This window comes from Anaerolineales bacterium (genome assembly GCA_015075625.1).
Lineage (GTDB): Bacteria > Chloroflexota > Anaerolineae > Aggregatilineales > UBA2796 > UBA2796.
On record JABTTZ010000001.1, the window covers coordinates 810031 to 830599 of the forward strand.

Below are 20569 nucleotides of genomic sequence, written 5' to 3' on the forward strand. Positions count from 1 at the left end.
TTGTTAGTCGTGGAAACCAAAGGGCGGGCGTGATCCCCGACGCAGCACCGCCAACGCAAAACGCGGCAAACGCAGCATCCGCCGCCAACGCCAGGGCTGCATCACCAAGCGGTGCAGCCACTCCATACCCGCCCGCTGCGCCCAACGAGGGGCGCGTTTTGCCACGCCCGCGGCAAAGTCAAACGCCCCGCCGACGCCAATCACAACGCGCACCTCCAAACGAGGCAAATTCCGTGCGATCCATTTTTCTTGTGCGGGTGACCCATAGGCAAGAAAGAGGATGTCTGCCCCCGCCGCGTTGATGCCCGCCACAAGGGTATCTTCATCCTCAGCGCTTGGCGTCCCGCTGTGCGTCCCCACAATCTGTAGACCCGGATAGCGATCCTGAAAAACCGTCGCTACCTTCTCGGCAACCCCCGGCGCCGCCCCCAACAGGTAGAGCCGCCAGCCCTCTCGCGCCGCCCGTTCGCTGATCAACGGCAGCCCATCCGAGCCAGTGACACGCTCCGGCAGCGCCGTTCCCAACCGCCGCCCCGCCCAAAGCAGCCCGACCCCATCCGCCGTCACCAGATCGGCGCGATTCAAAATATCGAAAAATAAACTGTCCCGTTGGGCAATCATCACCAGTTCGGGGTTGGCAGTGGCGATCATTCGGGGGCGCGGAAGTCCATCGCCAATCCATGTCCCAATGCGGCTGAACAGTTCCTCAAAGGTGATCGGATCGAGCGGAATCCCCAAGACACGGAAGCGATTCGCCGCCCCCACTTCTGGCGGGGCAGTCTGGCGTGGGGGAGCGTTCCCCTCCATTGCCGCGATCACCGCTGCTGTGGGAATCGCCTTCATGCATGTCCGTGCCGCGCAGCCCGTCCGCAAACCCGCCGTGTGGTGAACATACCCACACGGACTGCACAGCGAAGGGCTGCGCAAGATCACCGCCGATTCCGACCATGCCCGCCATGCCTCGGCGTTTGTCGCCCCAAAGGGACTAATCACTTGCAAGCCCGGTATGGCAGCGGCAAGGTGCATCACGCCGGAATCACCCCCCACAAAGAGCGTGCAGCGCTCCAAAAGCGCCGCCAATTGGTTTAGTGTTGTTCTGCCGACAAGGTTTACGGCAATGTCCCGTGTTTCCATCCCCTCAAGAACGGACTCGGCATCGTCCCCTTTGCCGCCCACCACCATGACCGTATGCCCGCGTTGGCGGTGCAAATAATCGGCAACCTCGGCAAATTTCGCCGCATCCCAACGCCGCGCCGGATTCAATCCTCCGCTGCCTGGGTGAATCGCGGCATAGGTCTTGCCCGCTGGAAGGGTTTCCTCTGCCCACGCCCGCTCAAGGGCGCTGATGCCGACGGTCAGGTGATGATTCGCCGTGTGCGCTCCCAAGACCTCGGCAAGGGCAAGCCAATAACCCACCTGATGCCGCGCCCCAAAGCCACCATCGGTTACCCTGTGGCTGAAAAACCACCCGCGTCCGTTATCCAGCCCCACACGGACTCGCGCTCCGACGGCGCGTTGAATGAAGGCGTGTTTTAGCGCCCCAAAACGAGTGGAGAGTTGGTGAAAGGTGATTGTTGTGTCGTAACGGCGGCGGCGAAGATCGCCCGCCAGCGTCCACAACGCCCGCTGTGAAGAGGGTTTGAGCAAATCACGTGCTGCTTCCCACCCGCGCACGGTGAAGGGGATGATCGTATCGACCAACCCGGTGTGCGCCAAGATCGGCGCGGCGTGGGGTGTTGTCAGGATGTCAATTTGGGCAGTAGGGAAGGTTTCGCGCAGCGCCCGTAGTGCCGGCGTCACACAGATCAGATCGCCAATGTCACCGATCTTCACGGCAAGGAGACGCTGTGGGATAGGGGGGGCAATCCTTGTATCGGGGGTCATTGGGCTGCCCCTTCCAATGTTTTCATCGTCTGGATGGCTGCCGTTTTCCAGGTGAACTCTGCTGCTTGTACCATCCCCCGTGCGATTAACCCCTGTCGAACATCGGCGCTGCCCGCCATGTGTGCCATTGCCCCGGCAATTTCCTCCACGCTCAGCGGGTCAACGTAGAGTGCCGCTGTTCCCGCCAATTCGGGAAGGGAGGAGGTGATCGCCGTGATCACCGGCGTCCCACAACGCATCGCCTCAATCACGGGCAGCCCGAATCCCTCGTACAGCGAAGGGAACACGAGCGCCAACGCCCCACTGATCAGCGCCGGAGCATCTTCCGCTGGGACGTAACCGGGGAGGATCACCCGTTTTTGAATCGATTCAGGCAGGGGGGCAATCACATCGCGCTGGACATCCAAAATCCACCCGGCTTTCCCCGCCACCACCAAGCCGATCTCGGAATTCCCACTCGCCTGTAGCCAGAGTGAATAGGCTTGCGTCAAACGGGGGACATTTTTGCGCGGTTGGATCGTCCCTAAAAAGAGAAAATAGCGTTCAGGAAGGGTGTATTTCAGCCGTACAGCGGCAATCTCATCATCAGGAGCGCGGCTGACGCCCTCCACGCCGAGGTGGATCACATCGATCTTATCCGAAGGGGTTTCGTAATGCCGAACCAAATCGTCCCGCGTTGCCCCACTGACAGCGATCACCCGCGCTGCACGGTTAGCGCTGTAGCGCGTTGTCAGGTCAAGGTAGAGCCGCTCTCGACGGGGGTGCGCTTGCGGAAAATAGAGATAGCCCAGATCGTGAGCCGTGAACACCGCCCGACCGGGGAAAACGAAGGGGAGGGTGTGGGCGGGGACAAAGGTGACATCGGGGCGATCTTTTCGCAAGGCGGCGGCAAAACGGAGGTGCGTCCACGCCCGCCGAAAGGGAATCACACAGTGGCGAACATGAGGAAAAGGCGGGAACAAATCGCCCGGATCGTCCCGAAAATAGAGAGTGAAACGATGCTCTGTTTCAAGACGCAGCAAGGCTTGGAGCAAGTGATAGGCGTACTGCTCTGTTCCCGTCCGGCGGCGAATGGTCGTCCGGCTGGCATCAATGGCAATGGAGAGCGGGCGGCTCACGGACGGGGGCGGATTGCCAATGGAAGCAGCAAGAGCGCCGCCCCCAACAAAAACAAGGACCAATAGGTACTCAACACGGTGAGCAGTTCCGTCGGGATTAACCCGCTGAGGATGGGCAAGGCAGCAGCGCCAGCGACGATAAACCCTAACGCCGGAAGGATCAATCCCCGTTCGTTGGTGCGCCCTAAAAGGAAGGTGATCCCGATTGCCCCCCCAATTGCCATCAAGCTGTAGGCAAATACCCCCGAAACCGAGAGTGTCCCATTAGCAAGAAGGGCAAGAAAGGCAACCCATGCCAGCAGACTTAACCCCAAGACGCTCAGCCCGCTCTCGCGCCGCCCATTGAGAAGGAAACGCCCCACCAGTGCTAACCCTGTTCCCCCCGCTGCCACACTCGCGATGAATGTCCCTCCAATGCGCCCCGGTTCAAAGGCATCAATGACACCCAAAATGCCGACAACCAGCAAGGTGAGCGCTGTTGGGATCATGCTGATCTGGGTACGGCGCTGCGCTCGGTATGCGGTGGCGCGTGGCGCACGGGCGAGATCACCTACCGCATCAGCATCGGAAGGGCGAGGAAGATCAGCCACAGGGGTGCTGCGGAGCCCTTCTTCCCCACCAGCCATGACATAAATGCGTCCGGGGGCATTTTCTTCATCAAGCGGTGTATCGGCGGTGGTGAGCGTATCGGCGCTCCCCTCGAAAGAGTCTACAGTGTCAGCAGTTTCAAGCGGCGCGAAACGATCCCTATCGGGTAGTTCCGGCGCATCAGGTATAGGGGGGAAGGATTCATCAGTCATAGCGGATTCTTGTTTGTTTAGGGGCGCACACGGTGGTGCGCCCAATGGCTAAGGCTAGGAGAATAACCCCTCTGCCGCCCGACGTGCAAAGTCAAAGATGGGCGTTGCCAAGAAGGTGCCAAGCAAGATCACCAAGATGGTGGCGATGCTCAACGCCCAGACGTAAGGTGGGCTGACGGTAATTGGCTTGTCCTCATCCACGCCAGCGTCCACAAAGAGAACTTTGATCACGATGATGTAGTAGTAAAGGGCGATCATCGCGTTCAAGATGCCCACCACCGCCAACCATGTCAGGTTAGAATCGACGGCGGCTTTGAATAGGAAGAACTTTCCGAAGAAGCCCGCCGCTGGCGGAATGCCTGCCAACGAGAGCAAGGCGATAGTCAAGACCAGCGCCAAGCCCAAATTACGCCGTGAAAGTCCAGCGAAATCGGCAATCATCTCGCTGTCCTTCACTTTTGAAACGACGATGATCACGCCGAAGGCGGCGAGATTGGTCAGGATATACATCGCCATATAGAAGCCAAGCGCGGCGATACCAGCACCCGGGGCGCTCCCCGGTTGTCCGGCAACTGCCGCCACACCGATCAGCGCGTAACCGGCTTGGGCAATCGAGGAATAGGCGATTAGCCGTTTGATGTTCTTCTGGACAAGGGCAAACAGGTTCCCCACTGTCATCGTCACAACGGCGAGAATAGCGATGATCTGCACCCAGAAGCGGGTGGGATCATTCCCCTGAAAGACGATGATGAAAAAGCGTGCCATCAGGGCGAAGCTGGCCGCTTTACTGGCGACGCTGATGTAGGCAGTGACGGGCGTTGGCGCTCCCTCATAAACATCGGGCGTCCAGAAGTGAAATGGTACGGCGCTGATCTTGAAGCCAAACCCAACGAGGATCATGATCATTGCCAAGATCAGCGGAAGGGTGGCTGCCGGATCGGAGGCGCGGCTGAAGATCGCCGCGATCTGCCCTCCTATGGCGTAAAAGTTTGTGCTGCCCGTAAAGCCGTAGAGCAAGCTGAAGCCGTAGAGCATCACCGCTGAGGTGAACGCCCCAAAGAGGAAGTATTTGATCCCCGCCTCGGCGCTGCGGGCGCTGTTTGTGAGGAAGCCAGCGAGGATGTACAGGCTGACCGAGAGCGTCTCAAGGGCGATGAACGCCATGATCAAATCCGCTGCCCCCGCCATCAGGCAGCCGCCGAGCGTTGCCACAACGAGGATGGCGTAGAACTCCCCCATTCGTCCAATGGTGGGGCTGTCCAAGCTGATCAAGCAGGTGATTCCCGCCCCCACCAAGATTGCCGTGACGAAAAACTGGGTCAGCACATCGTAACGGTACATCCCCCCCAAAAGAAGCTGCGCCTCTGCTGCGGGGGGTTGGATGAGGAACGACACAAGGGCGATCCCAAACAAACTGACCGCCGTGATCAGCCCAATCTCGCGGCGGCGGCTTGCCTTCCAAAAAGCATCGAGCAAGCCCACCGTCATGCCTAGCACCGTGAGTAACAGCGCCGGGAGCATGGCGAGCAGGTTCATTGCTCCATCGGAATTCACAACGACGTTTTGCATTGCGGTTTAGCCTCCAAGCGCCTTAACGATGGGTGACATGCCCGCTTGCAACATGCCCGTCATAATTTGCGGATAGACGCCCAAAATCACCAGCCACACACCGAGCAAGACCAACGCCGATTTGTCGATGATGGTCACATCCCCAACATCGGGGTAGCGGGCTTTGTTGAACTCCCCAAAAAAGACAAGCTGCACAACACGCAGGACATAACCAGCGGTCAGGATGATCCCGACTACGCAGACGATAGCAATGATTGTGTAGTAGGTAAAGTTGGGGAAGTAGGTCGTTTGGAAGGCGGGATTCAAGATTGCCCCCCCTTGCGCAAAGACAGGGCCATGCCACAACCCTGTGAAGATGGGGAACTCGGCAATGAAGCCGCTGAACCCAGGCATTCCCATCGAAACCAACCCGCCCAAGATGAAGGCGAACGCCACAAAGGGCATCACCTTCCCAAAACCCCCTAGCGAGGGAATATCCCGCGTGTGCGCACGGTCATAGACCATCCCCACGCAAGAGAAGAACATCGCCGTCATGACCCCATGGCTGAACATCTGCAAGCCTGCGCCGGTCAGCCCGGTCAAGTTCATCGTGCTGATCCCTAGCATAACCAGCCCCATATGGCTGACCGAGGAAAAGCCAATGACATACTTGAAGTCGCGCTGGCGATAGGCAATGAACGCCCCATAAACGACATTTACCGCCGTCAGCAAGATGATCCATGGTAAATGGACTTTCGCCCCTTCGGGCAGAAGCTGCACACCGATCCGCAGGGCAGCATAGGCACCCAGTTTCATCAGCACGCCAGCGTGGATCATCGAGACCGCTGTAGGGGCGGCAACGTGACCATCAGGACTCCAGTTGTGGAAGGGGAACATGCCCGCCAACACACCAAAGCCGATAAAGACCATCGGAAACCAGAAGCGGGCGACGCTGACCCCGCTTGATCCTGCCACATCAAAGGGACCCACCGCCCCAGCAATCTGCTGCCAGCGCGAGGCGACCTCGAAATGTTGAAAGCTGAAGCTGTACGCCGGATGGTTGGGGTCGCCAAGCGTCGTGCGCAGGGTGGCTAACGCCGCCTCGTTGCCGCTGAAGAAACTCCCTGCCGAAAAATACATCACCAGCAGCCCAATCAAGGCGAAGAACGACCCAATCAGGATGTAGAGGGTCAGTTTCATCGCCGCGTATTCGCGGGTTGGTTTCCAACCCCACCCGGCGATGAGGAAGTACATCGGGAAGATGGCGAATTCGTACCAGAAAAACAGGAGGAACACATCCAGCGAAACGAACACCCCATAGACGCCGACCACCAAGAGGAGAAAGAACGCCATGAATTCCCGCAGACGGTGTTCGATCTTCCACGAGATGAGGACGCCACCGAACGCCGCTAACCCGGTCAGCAGTACCATCGGGGCGCTGATACCATCCGCCCCAACGTGGTAGCTGATGCCAAGCGCAGGCAGCCAGGGGATGTTCACCTCTTGAACGAAGAAGGATAAGCCCTTCAAGGCAGCGGTGTTCGCCGCCGCAATGTTCGTCGGCTGCATCATCTCGATGTAGACGAGCGCCGAGAGGACAAGGCAGGTTGCCGTGGCAAAAGCTGCAATGAGGCGGGTTTCCGTTTTCTGTTCGTCTTTTAGTAAAAACAGAATGAAGAACGCCGCCAATGTCGGTATGATCAGAATTGCTGTCAGTAACATGCGTGTATCCTTTAGCCCCCGAACAGGCGCGTGACCGTCTGGTTGATCACGGGCATGATCCAGTTCGGGTAGATGCCCGTCACCAGCATCAGCACCATGAGCGGCGCAAGCGCCACCATTTCACGGAATTCAATTTCGAGATGATGCCCTCGCCAGTGTTCATTCACCGGACCCGCCAAGACCGCCCGAATACCCTTCAGGATATACGCGCCGGTCATCAGCAAGCCGAACATGGCAATAAAGACGAACGCGGGGTAAATCCACCACGCTCCGGCAATCACTTGGTATTCGCTGACAAAGCCCGCCAGCCCAGGCAAACCGAGGCTGCCCATACTGACAAAGACGAGTAACCCGCCATACATGGGGGCGATGTTCCACAACCCGCCAAAATCGGTAAGCTGTCGTGTGTGCGCCTTATGATAGAGCGCCCCCACCAGCAAGAACATCCCCGCTGAACTAAGTCCGTGTGTGAACATCTGCAACACTGCGCCGTTTGTCGCCATGGTCACCGAGCGGACAACGATCTCACGGTTTTCGATCACCGCACCGGTGTAGAGATTATTGTAAACGGCTGCGAACGCGGCGATTCCCAAGACGACGAAGCCCATATGGTTCACAGAACTATAAGCGACCAGCCGTTTGAAGTCGTTCTGACCCCATGCCGCCAATGCGCCGAGGATGATCCCCAACACAGCGAGCGTAGCAATGACCGGCGCGAAACTTGCCGATTGCGCCGGAAAAAGCGGCACAACCAAGCGCAAAAAGCCATACGCGCCGAGCTTGAGCAAAATCCCTGCCAGCAGCATCGAACCACCCGTTGGTGCTTCGGTGTGCGCATCGGGCAGCCATGTGTGGAAGGGGTAGACCGGCACTTTCACGGCAAAGGCGAGGAAGAAGGCGATGAACAAGAACCCCTTCACCACATTCAGATTACCACTGAAGGGCAAGCTGATCGCCGCCCCAGTTGCCGTTAGGTCTTTGGGGAAATTCGCCAACAGTGTTGGGATGTCCATCGTCCCCGTGATCACGGTGATCACCTGAATGGCAAGCAGCAGACCAAGCGACCCCGCCATCGTGTACAAGAAAAACTTGAACGAGGCATATTGACGCTTTGCCCCGCCCCAGTAGTTGATCAGGAAGTACATCGGCACAAGCCCGACTTCCCAGAAGATGAAGAAAATGAGCAGATCAAGCGAGACAAACACGCCCAAGACGCCCATTTCCATAAAGAGGAACAGCGCCATGATCTCATGGACGCGATCCGTCACTTCGTAGCTGATCAAAATAGCAAGGGGGGTCAAAATTGCCGCCAAAAGGATCATGGCAACGCTCAGACCATCGACCCCCACATGCCAATGCGAACCAAGTAGGTCAAAAAATGGCGCCACGTTCTGGCACGCGAAGCCATAAGGCGACCCCGCACTTGCCGCCGCCATTTCGGTGGGGACATTCCCCGGCGGGCAGTTCCCCCCGGCATAGCTGTAAAACAGGAAGATCGCCAAGCCCAACACAGCAAGGCTGAACCCCAACGCCACAAGGCGGGCAAGGTTCTTTTGGCTGCGGGGTAAGACGATGACCACGCCCGCGCCGAGCATCGGCAGGAACGTGATCAGGCTGAGTAAGTCGAGATTCATGATGACTCCTAATCCCCGCTGTCGCTTGGCTGTGTCTTATCCCCTGTGTTTCCGAAAATCATCACAATGGCAATGGCAATCGCCCCTTGAATGATGATGAAGATCGGAATCGCGTTTGGCGCAACGGAGGCAACCGCCAAATTCAAGCCGACGATCAGCGCTGCAATCAGGGCGAACAAGAGGTATTGCTGCACGCGCCCCGTTTGGAGCGGGCGCAAGCCCTTTGCTGCGTCGGCAATTGCTTCGGGAATACCATCTCCCACACCGTCGATCACCACGCGGTTGAATTCTTTGAACACATCCCCGATACGCCCGGCAAGGCGGGCAAAGAAGTGGATCACGCCGTCGATCACGCCCTGATCCAAGATCGTCGCTGCCACCTTATCGGAAAACCAGCGCACCGGCTTGATGAAATATGCCTGATAGAACTCGTCAATGAAGTACTTGTTCTTCAGCAGGCGGTACGTCCCCTCGCCAACGATGCCTTCCACCGGATCAGGCTCACCCAAAACGACGGGACGCCGAATATAGAGGGCATAGCCCGCATAGGCGCCCAAGCCAAAGACGGTGAACGAGAGCAGCACGGGCAAGATGTTAAAATCTGGCAAGTGCGGTGCTTCGGGCAAGGTATAGCCGATGTACTTGATAAACGGCTTTTCAATCCCAAACCCCGACAACACAGGCCCAACAATGGGGAAACTAGGGTTGACCCCCACAAAGCCAGCGATCAAGGCAAACCCGGCGAGGATGATCAAGGGGAAGGTCATCGTGACACTGACCCCCCGTTCCGTCGGACCGTCACCGCGTGCGGGGTCGTAATGCTTGGCATGGATTGCCGCCTCGGTGCGCGGCGATCCTAAGAAGGTCATGGCAATCTGGCGCATCGTGTAGAACGCCGTCAAGATTGCTGCCGCCGCCAGACAGACGAGGACAAATAACCCAATTGGGGTGTGGCTCATCGCCGCCCACGCCTCCGCAAGGATTTCATCCTTCGACCAGAAGCCAGCAGTAACCAGCGGGAAACCCGCCAACGCCGCGCCACCGATTACAAAGGTGATCCCCGTCACGGGCATGTTGCGCAGCAGCCCGCCCATGTTACGCATGTCTTGCGGGTCGAATACCTCGCCATGCGCGGCGTGTTCCTCGTGCGAATCCCCATGCCCATGTGCGGCGTGTTCACCCTCGCCATGCCCGTGATCGGCATGGGCTGTTGCCTGGTGATCCTCGCTGTGATCGTCGCCATGCCCGTGCGCCCCATGCGCCACATGATGACCATGTTCCATGGCATGAATGACCGACCCCGACCCCATAAACAAAAGTGCCTTGAAGAAGGCATGGGTGATCAGGTGGAAGGCGGCGGCGGCATAACCGCCCACGCCAAGCGCAGCAACCATGAACCCTAACTGGCTGATCGTTGAGTATGCCAGCACCTTTTTGATGTCGTTTTGGGCAACGGCTATGGTTGCCGCAAAGACCGCCGTGATTGCCCCAATGACTGCCATAGCAACCATCGGTGAGGAGAGGATGCCATCTTCAACATGGCTGCCCACCGAAAGAATGGGGTACATCCGCAAGAGCAGGTAAATACCAGCGGAAACCATCGCCGCCGCATGAATCATCGCGCTGACGGGCGTTGGGCCCTTCATGGCGTCGGGCAGCCACACATGAAGCGGGAACTGCGCCGATTTCCCCACCGTGCCAATGAAGACGCAAATTCCGATCAGTCCGGCGGCGCTTAGACCGAGGAAGCCGCCAACGGCTGGTGTTGCGGCTAAGCCGCTCATTGTTTCTTCGCTGAAGAAGATCGTGCGGAAATTGAGCGTCCCTGTCGTTGCCCACAGGTAGGCAATGCCAATCATGAAGATCACGTCAGCGACGCGGGTGGTCATGAAGGCTTTGATCGCCGCCTGATAGGGGGCTACCCCGTCCACTTCGTCCTGTGGGGCGCGGTCATACCAAAAGCCAATGAGCAGGTACGAACACAAGCCCATCACTTCCCAACCGACAAACAGCATCAGCAGGTTATCGGCAACGACGAGCGTCAACATAGCGCCCGCAAAGAGGGAGAGATAGGCAAAAAAGCGCGGGTTGCGCTTATCATGTGCCATGTAGCCGAGAGAGTAGATGAAGATCATCAAACAGGCAATTGGCACCATAAACAACAGCGCCACCGTTAGCGGGTCAACGGCAACGCCCATGCTCAGCGCCCCCGATCCTGCCCCGCCCACGCTGTTTGCCAGCCAGTCAATCCCGCTGCCGAAAATACGCTCTTTGCCCAGCGTCGGAAATTGCACCGCCCGCAGGACGACAGACAAGCTCATCACTAACGAGAGACCCATTGCCCCAATTGCCGTGATGTGCGTCAGAAGGCGGTTGCGCCCCGCAAAGAGCAAGATCACCATAAAGGCGACCAACGGCGGCACGGGAATCAACCACGGAAGATTATTTGCGTCAAACCAATTCATAGATGTTTCCTTTAGAAGCCGCTCTGCCCCTCACTTGGCTTATAGCCGGAGCGAGTCCACATTTTCTGCGATGATGGTCTTCTTATTGCGGAAGACGCTCAAAATCAGCGCCAGACCGACTGCGGCTTCGGCGGCGGCGACTACAAAGACGAAAATGGCGAAGGTCTGCCCCGCCACGCCCGCCTGTAAGCCGCTCCCCGTCGCCGTTGTTGTGGGCGTCAAGAAACGCCAAAACGCCACGAGGTTGATATTCGTGGCGGTCAACATGAGTTCAATGCCCATGAGAATGGCAATCGCGTTTCGCCTTGCCAGCACCGCATAGATGCCGATGCAGAACAAGAGCGCCGCGACAAGTAAGTAAGCTGTCAACGGTACCATGACGAGTGATCCCCTTGTGGTTTCTGCGGTGTTCTATTCTTCGCCACGCGCCAGCACAATCGATCCAACCATGGCTGCCTCAAGAAGGACAGAGGCAAGCAGGAAGGGCAACACGTACTGATTCAAATCGACGAAGGCAATCCCCATATCGCGCAGGCTGTCTCCGCTAATTGCCCCAACGGGTTCACGCGGGAACAGCGGGTTTGTGCCGCTGGATGCCATGACAATAGTGAACGCCAGGACAAGAAAGGTGAGCGCCGCACCCGCCAACCCAAGCGACCATTGGCTGTTGGGGAGTTCTTGAATACCCATCATCCGGCGGGTGAGCATGATGGCAAAGATGATCAGGATCACGATTGCCCCAATATAGACGAGAACTTGTACCGCCGCCAAAAATGGCGCTGAAAGCATGACAAACAAGCCCGCCGCCCCAAACAAGCTAATGATCAACCACAGCGCAGAATGAAACAGGTTGCGGTTGATCACCACCGCCAGTGCGCCGCCGATGGTCAGAACGGTGAGGATACCGAAAAAGCCCCACTCGACCAAGTTCATAATGGTGTCTTCTCCTTCACAGTACAGCGTTCTTGCTGTTCGTCGTCCACCCCCCCTCGCCCTCAACAGAGCGGAGAGGGGAAATGATTAATCCCCCGCCGCCGGTTCAACCGCCGTTGAGGGTTTCCGATCCAATTTCCGTTCGGCAATCAAACTCCGAATATGGGTTTGTTCCGTCGTGGCGTAATTCTTTAGGGCATTGCTTGCCACTATCCACAAGGCGATGTTTCCGATCAGGCAAACCACCGCACGGGGAAGTTCGGCAAGGAAACCCGCCCCCAAAACCCCACCAAGTATCCCCGCCAAGCCGCCTGCTTCCACGGCTGCCCGTGCCGCAGCGTAATCCGGCACAAAGAGTTTTCCCAACAGGGCGATGATGATGATGTTCGCCAATGCCAGCGGGACGAGGAACTTCCAGTTGAATGCCATCATGTGGTCAATGCGGAAACGCGGCATTGTGGCGCGAATGAGCATGACGAGGAAGTATACCAACACCGATTTCCCCATCATGACCATAAACCCAAAGACCTCGCTACCGGGCTGCCCCGTGCCGAGGAACTGCCAACCACCCATGAACAAAATGACCGTCAGAACGCAAATCACGAAGCCGTGAATGAATTCCGACGCCATGAACATCCCAAACTTCATCCCGGTGTACTCAATGTTGTAGCCAGCGATGATTTCCGACTCCGCCTCCATCAAATCGAAGGGCGAGCGTCCCGCCTCTGCCAACTGCGAGACGAAGAAGATGAAGGCACTCACTGGCGCCACGAAGATATAGGCAATCGTCTGCCCATGGACGATGCCCTGCATACTCATCGTCCCCGCCAGCATGACTGGGACAACCAGCGCCAAGATCGTTGGCACTTCATAGCTGATCAGCGCCGCAATGACGCGAAAGGCACCGAGCAGCGAGTATTTGTTGTTGCTCCCCCACCCCGCCAGCATAATTGCCAGCGTTCCTAAGGAGGCGACGGCGATAAAGTACAACACGCCAATGTTCAAATCTGCCCCAATCCAACTGGCGCTGAAGGGGACGACGGCAAAGATCATGATCACCGATGCCACCGCCAACAAGGGGGCAATGTTATACACGTGGCGATCTGCGTTGGCGGGCGTGATGTCTTCCTTTGTGATCAGCTTGCCGAGGTCGGCAAAGGATTGAAACAACCCATAAGGACCCGTCCGATTCGGACCGACCCGATCCTGAATGCGCCCGGCAACCTTCCGCTCTAGCCAAATTGAGAACAAAATCCACACCAAGCCGAAGCTGGCGCAGACGATCACGCCGAGCAAGGACGCCACAAAAAAGGCGGCATCCTTGTTCCAGCCCAAATCAATTAATGTCTGTACCATAATGCGCCCCTCTTACCGGACGAAATCGTGTTGCGAAGGTCACGAACGTTGTTATTGCCATTCCAATGCCCCTTTGCGCCATGCGTAGACCAGCCCCACGCCCAAAATGGCGATGAAGGCGATCATGACGACAATGGCGAACAGCGGCAGTTGGTTATAGGCCACCGCCCAAGGGAACAGGAAGATCATCTCGATGTCGAAGATCAAGAAGATCAGGGCATATAGGTAATATTGCACCTTAAACTGAACCCATGCATCTCCCATCGTTTCGATCCCGCACTCATATGTCTCCATCTTTAATGGATTGGAGCGGCGCGGTGCAAGGCGCAGCAACTGCGGCGCGAGAACCGGTACCGCCGGGAGTATCGGGGCGATGACGAAGAACATGGCGATGAAAATCCACTCTTGCTGCTGCATGTCTTTCCCCCTCGGAATTGCTGCCGAGATTTTTGAGGCTACTGGCGCATGATTTTCTTGGATTGTGATAAGCGTCACCTATTGTAACGCGCCCTGTGCGGTTTGCCATACAGAAGTTTCGCGCTAATCCTCTTGCCACAGACAAGACGTTTTTTCAAAAACACATAGCCTCTTTCTGCTTACGCCTAAAGGGGTTAGGGGAGGGGCTTATTCGTGCGGAAAGTCCCTGTCTTGCGGCAGATGGTCGAAGGTGATCCGTTGGCGGAGATTGTCCCTGAACTGCCCCCCACGCCAGAGAATGTGATCGTCACGAAGCAGTACGCCAGCGCTTTTTTCGGCACCTCGTTGGCGGCGATGCTGACGGCGCTCAAAGTCGATACCGTCATCCTTACGGGCTGCTCTACCAGCGGCTGCATTCGGGCGACGGCAGTGGATGGGATGCAGTACGGCTTTCGGGTCATTGTCCCGCGTGAGTGTGTCGCAGACCGCCACGCTGCCCCCCACGAGGCAAACTTATTCGATATTGGCGCGAAGTACGGCGATGTTGTCACGCGGGCGGAGGTCTTAGCCTATTTTGCCCGCTGAGTCGTACTTGCAGAGCGGGCTACCCTTCCCGCACACCGACGGTTTGTTTCACGGGCAGCGCAACGGAAAAGGTTGTCCCCATGCCGGGTTCGCTTTCTACCCAGATACGTCCGGCGTGGGCGTCGATGACCGCCTTCACCAAACTTAAGCCTAACCCAGAGCCGCTCACATCTTCTGCGCCGGCTTGCCGCGCCCGATAGAAGCGCTCGAAAACCCGCGAGAGCGCCTCTGTCGGAATCCCCACCCCTGTATCGGCAACAGTGATGACCACCCCTTCGGCAACGCTTTGCGCCCCAACCGTAATCCGCCCCCCCCGCCGCGTGAATTTGAGCGCGTTTTCGATCAGGTTCGTCAGCGCTTGTGTCAGATAATGGCGGTTGCAATGGATGAGCGGGAGATCGGGGGCAAGGGCAATCGTCAACGCCACGCCGCCCCGCTCGGCTTGCGCCAAATACGCATCGGCTGCGTCCTCCAACAAGGTTTCGACAGGCGTTTCCTCGTAGCCAATTCCCCCAATCTGTAAACGCTCTAAATTGAGGATGGTGTGAATGATCTTATCCATCCGCGTCAGCGCCTCGCCAAGCTGGTTCATGTCTTTACGCATGTCTGGTGTAAAAAGGGCTTCACCATCTTCTTGGAGGAGTTCAAAACAAGACATGGCAGCAAAGAGCGGGTTTTTCAGATTATGGCTCGTCAGTTGGATCATCTGTGTCTTTTGCCGATCCAGTTCTTTCAGGTCGGTAATGTCGTTCAACACAGCAACATAACCCATCAGCCGCCGCAGCCTTCCTAACGTGCAGAGATAGGTTTTCCCATTCACGACGAGTTCAAAGGGCGTTTCGCTGCGGCTGTCGTGAATCACTTGTAAAAGGGGATCAAAGGGAGCAACCGCCAAAAACGGCTTTCCAGAGGCGCGTCCGTCCTCAAAAAGGGCATCCGCCGCAGGGTTGGCAAAGATGATCTGCATGGTGTGATCAAGCGCCATGACTGGGTTTTGTGTGCTGACGAGAACTGCCTCCAATTGGTTTTTCGCCGTCTCCAATTCCTCTGCCAACCCGCGCTGCCGTTCAAAAAGGCGGCTGTTGGTGATCGCCACTGCTGCCTGTGGGCTAAGCAGATCAAGCAGCCGTACATCATCTTTATCAAAGCGTTTCCCCATCACCCCCTCAATAACCATCAGAACGCCCATGACATCTCCGGCGAAGATCAGCGGCGCGGCAATCACCCCACCAAATGATTCCTCCGCATAGGGCATATCGGGAACACCTACCCAATCGCGGTGGTAATCCTCAATGCGCGTGGACTGCCGGTTGAGCGCAACTTCACCTGCCAAGCCCTCTCCCAATGCCAACCGCCCGCCCAAAAAACCGTCGGGCATGTTGTGGACGGCGGCAAGGGTCAGCCCATCCTCGGTATTTAAAAAGATCGCCGCGCCGTTTGCCCCCAAAATGCCTGCCGCTTGTCCGGCAACCGTGCTGAGAACTTCCTCCAAGCGGACGCGGCTGGTGATCGCCAAGCCGACATCGCGCACCGCCTGAAGCTGAGCGGCACGCCCTGCCAGCGGCTCAATAATCTGCGCTCGCAACAGAGAGTAACTAATAATGAGGAGGGCGACAGCGCAAAGGTTCAGGCTGATTGCTCGCGCGCGCAGTTCGGGACTGATCAACTCCAACATGATCCCAATGCCGTAGGCATAAATGCCATAGGTTTGCCAACGGCTCTTGATCTTTGTCCGCCGCTCCCACCCTAAAAGCATCGCCACCGCAGCAAAAGACAGATAAAAGAGTGTGGTAGCGGGGGTGAAGGTATAAAGAAGTGTTCCATTGGGGCGGATTGTATAGGGTGGGGTCGTACTGCTGAAGGCAAGGATAGCTTGGGAGGTGATCAAAACCGTCACCATCGTAAGGGCAATCCAGTTGAAGCGCCGCCCTGCGCCGCCCGTTAACGCGAGGGTGAAAAGGTAGAGTCCCGCACACGCGCCTGTAAACCCCACCTCCATGAGGCGTATACCAAGCGTGGTTAGCTCTGGCAGCCCGCCGACAAATGCCAACGCCCGACTAAGAAGCGCCCCGCTTGACCACAGCATCCCCATAAAGGCAAAGAGGGCAAAAGCAAGATTCGTCGCGCTGCGGGCATCCTGCCAAAGGATTTGAAGCAGCATGACAAGCGCCAAGACAATTGTCAGGCTGTTTAAGAGCAGAAAGATTGTGTTTGTAAATCCAGCGGCGTCCATAAGCGATTTTTCAGCATGTCTTTACCAGGGGGAGTGTACCCCACTCAATAGCAGCCTCTGCTATAAAGTTGCCTTTATGTCTTGGGTTTGAATTATCGTCAGACTTATCTTATACTAACAAACAGAACAGCAGCAGCCATGTATCAAAAGTTCTAATTTATGAACACCCTAGATCACACATATCCTAGTCAAGCCTCGTTGGTCGTCCTCCATCCACACCAACGGCAGAGCCGTAGACTGATCGCGCACCTTCTTCAACGGGATGGTCATACGCTGATTCCTGTGACGCTCACTGCTGATGGCATTGATGCCGAGGCACTTTGGCGGGCAATTGGGATAGCCCTTCAGGACTGGTATAATATTACCCTTCCTCCCCGCCCCGCTGAGGATTTGGCGGCAGCAAAGATTCTTGCCGAGCGCCTAGCTGCCCTTAAACCATATATGGTTATCATTGATTCCTATGATCGGACGGATAGTGACTCTGCCCAGAGTCTGATGCACACCCTGATCCCCTATATCTCAGAGGGCTGTCAGATTATCCTCGAAGGGCGTCATCTCCCCTTACCGTTGCTCACTTCTGCTGCCTTACGCCCTCATACCACGCTTTATCCCCTCAATGAGGGTCGGCTGATGATCAATTATGGGGTGGAAGGCGATGGGCGTCATGTGCTGGAAGTGCGGGCGAATGGACGGGGACGTGTTTTTGTCAATGGACGTGAGATTTCCTCGTGGGATGGTGATCTGCCACGTATTTCTTGTGGATCGCGGGATGATCACCCGTGATGAGATTTTCAGGGAATTTTGGCAAAACCTAACAACCAAAGAAGCCACAAACGTGTTTCATGTGACGAAGCGAAAAATTAAAGAACTTTTAGGCTTTGACCTCACCACCTATCAGGGGGGATTTTATATACTCTCTCCAAAGATTGATCTTCGCTATGATACGGCATTGTTCCGTGAGTATGTCCAAAGGGCGGGAGTCGCCCCTGACAACGAGGCAGCAGAATTGTTATATAATGCTTTGGAGCTTTATCATGGCGTGTTCCTTGCCCCCATTCAGGCTGCCTGGGCGCAAACACGCCGTGAGGAACTAACTAGTCTCTATATTGATGCACTCATTGCTTTAGCACGAATTTGTGAGCGAGACGACGAGAAACTGCAAGCACTTGGGTTTTACCAACGGGCGAACTATCTTCACCCCTTGCGGGAAGACGCCATTCGTGGACTTATGACCATTCACGCCCAGCTAGGGCGAAGCGCAGAAGCCATGAACATCTACAAAATGTTGGCGGACCGCTTAGCGCACAAATTAAAGGTGCTGCCTGATCCAACCACCACAGCACTTGCCGAACACATTCGAGAGAGCGGGTGAACACCGCCGCCCTCAGCGCCTTTATTGAGGCGGAGTCACGGGCATTAATCCCCCCAGCGGGAATGACCGCCCCCGCCGTAGCGCCCTCTGTGCAGCGCGTGGCGATCCTCAGCGAGGCATTTCTTCCCAAAGTGGATGGCGTCACACGGAGCGCTTTGTTAACCGTTCGCCACCTCCAAAACACAGGGAGGGAGGTCATTATTTTTGCCCCGTCCCCCGCCCCAACGCATATTGGCACAACACCCGTCATTACCCTTCCCGCCCTTCCCCTCCCCACCTTTCCCGAAACGCGCATCGCGCTGCCTTTTTTGCCCATCGTCGCGCTGCTGCGGCGCTTTCGCCCAGATATCATTCACCTTTTTAGCCCCTTCAGTTTAGGCACGGCAGGGATGCTTGCCGGTGGCATCCTTCGTCTGCCCGTGATCGCCAATTATCAAACCGATCTCCCCGCCTACACCGCCAGCTATGGCTTCCCCGCGCTCCGCCAGACCTTTATCGGGGCAATCCGTTGGCTGCACAACGGCTGCACACGTACCCTTGCCCCAACGTTGGGGGTGGCGGAAACGGTTCGCCAGTGGGGGCTGCGGCGGGTGCATGTGTGGGGGCGAGGGGTGGATAGCGTTCGTTTCGACCCCGCCCATCGTGATCCGATGTGGCGAGAGCGCCTCTTGGGGGGGCGTTCGCCAGAATCACTACTATGCCTTTACGTCGGGCGTTTGGCACGGGAAAAATCGCTCGATGTGCTGCGCGACCTTGCCGCCGAAAAAGATATTGCGCTCACCCTTGTTGGGGGAGGGAGTTACGAAAGGGAGATTGCCCGCCTTTTGAACAGCAATGGGCGAAGGGCGCACTTTATGGGCGAACTGCATGGGGATGATTTGGCTTATGCTTATGCAGCGGCGGATGTGTTCGTCTTTCCCGGCGCCAAAGAAACCTTTGGTCAGGTCATTTTAGAGGCGTTGGCATCTGGGCTGCCTGTCATCGCGATCAATGCTGGCGGACCCGCTGGCATCATCACCGATGGAATAACGGGTTATCTTTGTGCCGAGGGTGATAGTGCCGCCTTTGCTGCCCATGCCCGTCGCTTACAAGCCAACCCTACCTTGCGGGGAGGCATGGCGGACGCCGGACGGCGCTATGCTTTGGAGCGCTCTTGGGCGCTAATTATGGGCGAATTAGAGCGCCATTATGGGGAAGTCATGGCGCTCCATCGTCGTTATATGCCATCCCTGTCCTAGTTGAATGCCCAGGCAAGAATCGTCTCATTGGGTGGAAGTTCACGAATTGCCGTTGGGGAACCGTCCGCCCCTTGGTAGCCCTTCAGATCAACCTCGATCACCCGCCCGCGCCGCGTGAGGATGCGCAGGGTTGCCCCTTGCCCAAGCCCTAAGACAGGCACTGCACTCCGCAGTTGACCCGCCGATGCGCCGGGCGCTTTCCGTGCCGGGTACGCCTCTGGGGAGAGCGCGACGATACGTCCATCCTCAGTAAGGACGACGATGTTACCTGTTCTCATCAGGGAGAGAACGCCCACCAATGAGTCCCCTTTGGGAAGGGTCATTGCCAACGCCCCGGCGCCGGGGATTGTTCGCTCTGGAAAGCGTGACCAGCGCCCCTGACGGCTGAGGGCGAAGGCATCGCCGTTCCCCGCTGGAATCGCCTCCACCACTGAATCACCGGGAAGCAAGCCCCGCAGAAGTTTTTCGCCCTTAGCCGCGTGAGTTGCCACAACCCCGGTAAGTAGGTGATACAGATAGCCATTTGCCGTTCGCAGCAGCAAAAAGCGGCGTTCCTCCACACGGGCGCGATCCAAGATGGTGACAAGGGTGTTTGGCTGCCCAAGGGGAATTGCCCCACTGCCTGCCTCTGGTATAGGGAGATCATCAAGACGGAAGGCATAAGCGCGAGATTCCGCCGTGATCCCATAAAGGGCAGCGCCAGACGAGGTAATCAGAAAATGGGTGTCTAGACCAATCACTCGTTCTTCATCCAACAGCGAGGCAAGAGAGGCGTTTATCTCAATGCGATCCCGTCCATAGGCAAGGAGTCGCTGCCCATGCTCCCCGCTGACCATCCGTTCTAGGGCTTGAACGCGCTGGCGAAGGGAGTTGATGTCGTCAGACGGTGTGCCGCTGATCGCTTGACGACGCAGGCGAATGACTTCTGCCCGCAAGTCCTCATTCTGTTTATCCAAAAAAGCAAGGCGATCCGCCAGCATCCGAATTAGGGCGGGCGCAGAGAAAGGACGCTGTTCCACCTCTGCAATCCACCACTGGGCGTCGTTTTTGTCCAACATGCGGTGTCTCTCCTAATTGGTGTCGGGAGGGGGATTTATTTTAGAGGAAAGGAGGTCATCCGTGAAGGGTAACCCAATGAGCAGCCGATTTCACCTTAGTAAGCCACAAACCGCCGCAGAAGAAATTCGATCACTATCGGAATGGCGCAAAACCCTCACTTCATTTACCATTATGAGCAGATTGTGTGATAGGGACACAGAGCGGA

At 57.0% G+C, this 20569-nt stretch carries 17 protein-coding genes; 4 read left to right on the forward strand and 13 right to left on the reverse strand.

The genetic code is table 11. The features are described from left to right. Window positions 1-3 precede the first annotated feature (3 nt). The 11 genes from HS103_03395 to HS103_03445 form a co-directional block, all read right to left on the reverse strand. Entirely contained in the window at window positions 4-1884 is a 1881-nt protein-coding gene (locus HS103_03395) for a WecB/TagA/CpsF family glycosyltransferase (protein MBE7511846.1), read from the reverse strand. After that, window positions 1881-3065: a glycosyltransferase family 4 protein gene (locus tag HS103_03400; GenBank protein MBE7511847.1), complete on the reverse strand. Its 1185-nt coding sequence runs from the start codon at window positions 3063-3065 to the stop codon at window positions 1881-1883. The genes HS103_03395 and HS103_03400 overlap by 4 nt, the downstream gene beginning before the upstream one ends. Continuing rightward, a complete protein-coding gene (locus HS103_03405; protein ID MBE7511848.1) occupies window positions 2999-3802 on the reverse strand; it encodes a hypothetical protein in 804 nt (267 codons plus the stop codon). The genes HS103_03400 and HS103_03405 overlap by 67 nt, the downstream gene beginning before the upstream one ends. Before the next feature lie 54 nt (window positions 3803-3856). After that, the gene (locus HS103_03410) at window positions 3857-5371 is read right to left on the reverse strand and encodes an NADH-quinone oxidoreductase subunit N (GenBank protein MBE7511849.1); all 1515 of its coding nucleotides are present in this window, start codon (window positions 5369-5371) and stop codon (window positions 3857-3859) included. 6 nt (window positions 5372-5377) lie between these two features. Then, window positions 5378-7072, reverse strand: coding sequence for an NADH-quinone oxidoreductase subunit M (locus HS103_03415; GenBank protein MBE7511850.1), 1695 nt, complete (start codon window positions 7070-7072; stop codon window positions 5378-5380). Between the two features lie 11 nt (window positions 7073-7083). Then, the gene (locus HS103_03420; protein ID MBE7511851.1) at window positions 7084-8706 is read right to left on the reverse strand and encodes an NADH-quinone oxidoreductase subunit M; all 1623 of its coding nucleotides are present in this window, start codon (window positions 8704-8706) and stop codon (window positions 7084-7086) included. A gap of 8 nt (window positions 8707-8714) precedes the next feature. Further along, window positions 8715-11171, reverse strand: coding sequence for an NADH-quinone oxidoreductase subunit L (locus tag HS103_03425; protein MBE7511852.1), 2457 nt, complete (start codon window positions 11169-11171; stop codon window positions 8715-8717). 39 nt (window positions 11172-11210) lie between these two features. Then, entirely contained in the window at window positions 11211-11549 is a 339-nt protein-coding gene (gene nuoK / locus HS103_03430) for an NADH-quinone oxidoreductase subunit NuoK (protein ID MBE7511853.1), read from the reverse strand. Between the two features lie 33 nt (window positions 11550-11582). After that, entirely contained in the window at window positions 11583-12104 is a 522-nt protein-coding gene (locus HS103_03435; protein ID MBE7511854.1) for an NADH-quinone oxidoreductase subunit J, read from the reverse strand. Between the two features lie 87 nt (window positions 12105-12191). Then, window positions 12192-13460, reverse strand: coding sequence for an NADH-quinone oxidoreductase subunit NuoH (nuoH, locus tag HS103_03440; protein ID MBE7511855.1), 1269 nt, complete (start codon window positions 13458-13460; stop codon window positions 12192-12194). 51 nt (window positions 13461-13511) lie between these two features. Then, window positions 13512-13877 (reverse strand): NADH-quinone oxidoreductase subunit A, encoded by a 366-nt coding sequence (locus HS103_03445; GenBank protein MBE7511856.1) that lies wholly within the window; start codon window positions 13875-13877, stop codon window positions 13512-13514. 240 nt (window positions 13878-14117) lie between these two features. Here HS103_03445 and HS103_03450 point away from each other — a divergent pair, with 240 nt between their 5' ends. Beyond that, a complete protein-coding gene (locus tag HS103_03450) occupies window positions 14118-14462 on the forward strand; it encodes an isochorismatase family protein (protein MBE7511857.1) in 345 nt (114 codons plus the stop codon). A 19-nt stretch (window positions 14463-14481) separates the two neighbouring features. Here the strand turns inward: HS103_03450 and HS103_03455 are convergent, their stop codons facing one another. Continuing rightward, window positions 14482-16695, reverse strand: coding sequence for a GAF domain-containing protein (locus HS103_03455; protein MBE7511858.1), 2214 nt, complete (start codon window positions 16693-16695; stop codon window positions 14482-14484). Between the two features lie 159 nt (window positions 16696-16854). Between HS103_03455 and HS103_03460 the strand changes: the two genes are divergently transcribed. Genes HS103_03460 through HS103_03470 form a run of 3 tightly spaced genes read left to right on the forward strand, consistent with a single transcriptional unit; the run spans window position 16855 to window position 19305 of the window. Then, complete coding sequence (locus tag HS103_03460; GenBank protein ID MBE7511859.1) at window positions 16855-17478, forward strand: hypothetical protein; 624 nt, start codon at window positions 16855-16857, stop codon at window positions 17476-17478. Further along, window positions 17465-18067, forward strand: coding sequence for a hypothetical protein (locus HS103_03465; protein MBE7511860.1), 603 nt, complete (start codon window positions 17465-17467; stop codon window positions 18065-18067). Before HS103_03460 ends, HS103_03465 begins: the two co-directional genes overlap by 14 nt. After that, window positions 18064-19305 carry a glycosyltransferase family 1 protein gene (locus tag HS103_03470; protein ID MBE7511861.1) on the forward strand — a complete coding sequence of 414 codons (1242 nt, stop codon included), beginning with the start codon at window positions 18064-18066 and terminating at the stop codon, window positions 19303-19305. The genes HS103_03465 and HS103_03470 overlap by 4 nt, the downstream gene beginning before the upstream one ends. Here HS103_03470 and HS103_03475 read toward each other — a convergent pair. Next, window positions 19302-20363, reverse strand: a complete 1062-nt coding sequence (locus HS103_03475; GenBank protein ID MBE7511862.1) for a hypothetical protein — start codon at window positions 20361-20363, stop codon at window positions 19302-19304. The two genes, HS103_03470 and HS103_03475, sit on opposite strands and share 4 nt — an antisense overlap. Window positions 20364-20569: the final 206 nt, after the last annotated feature.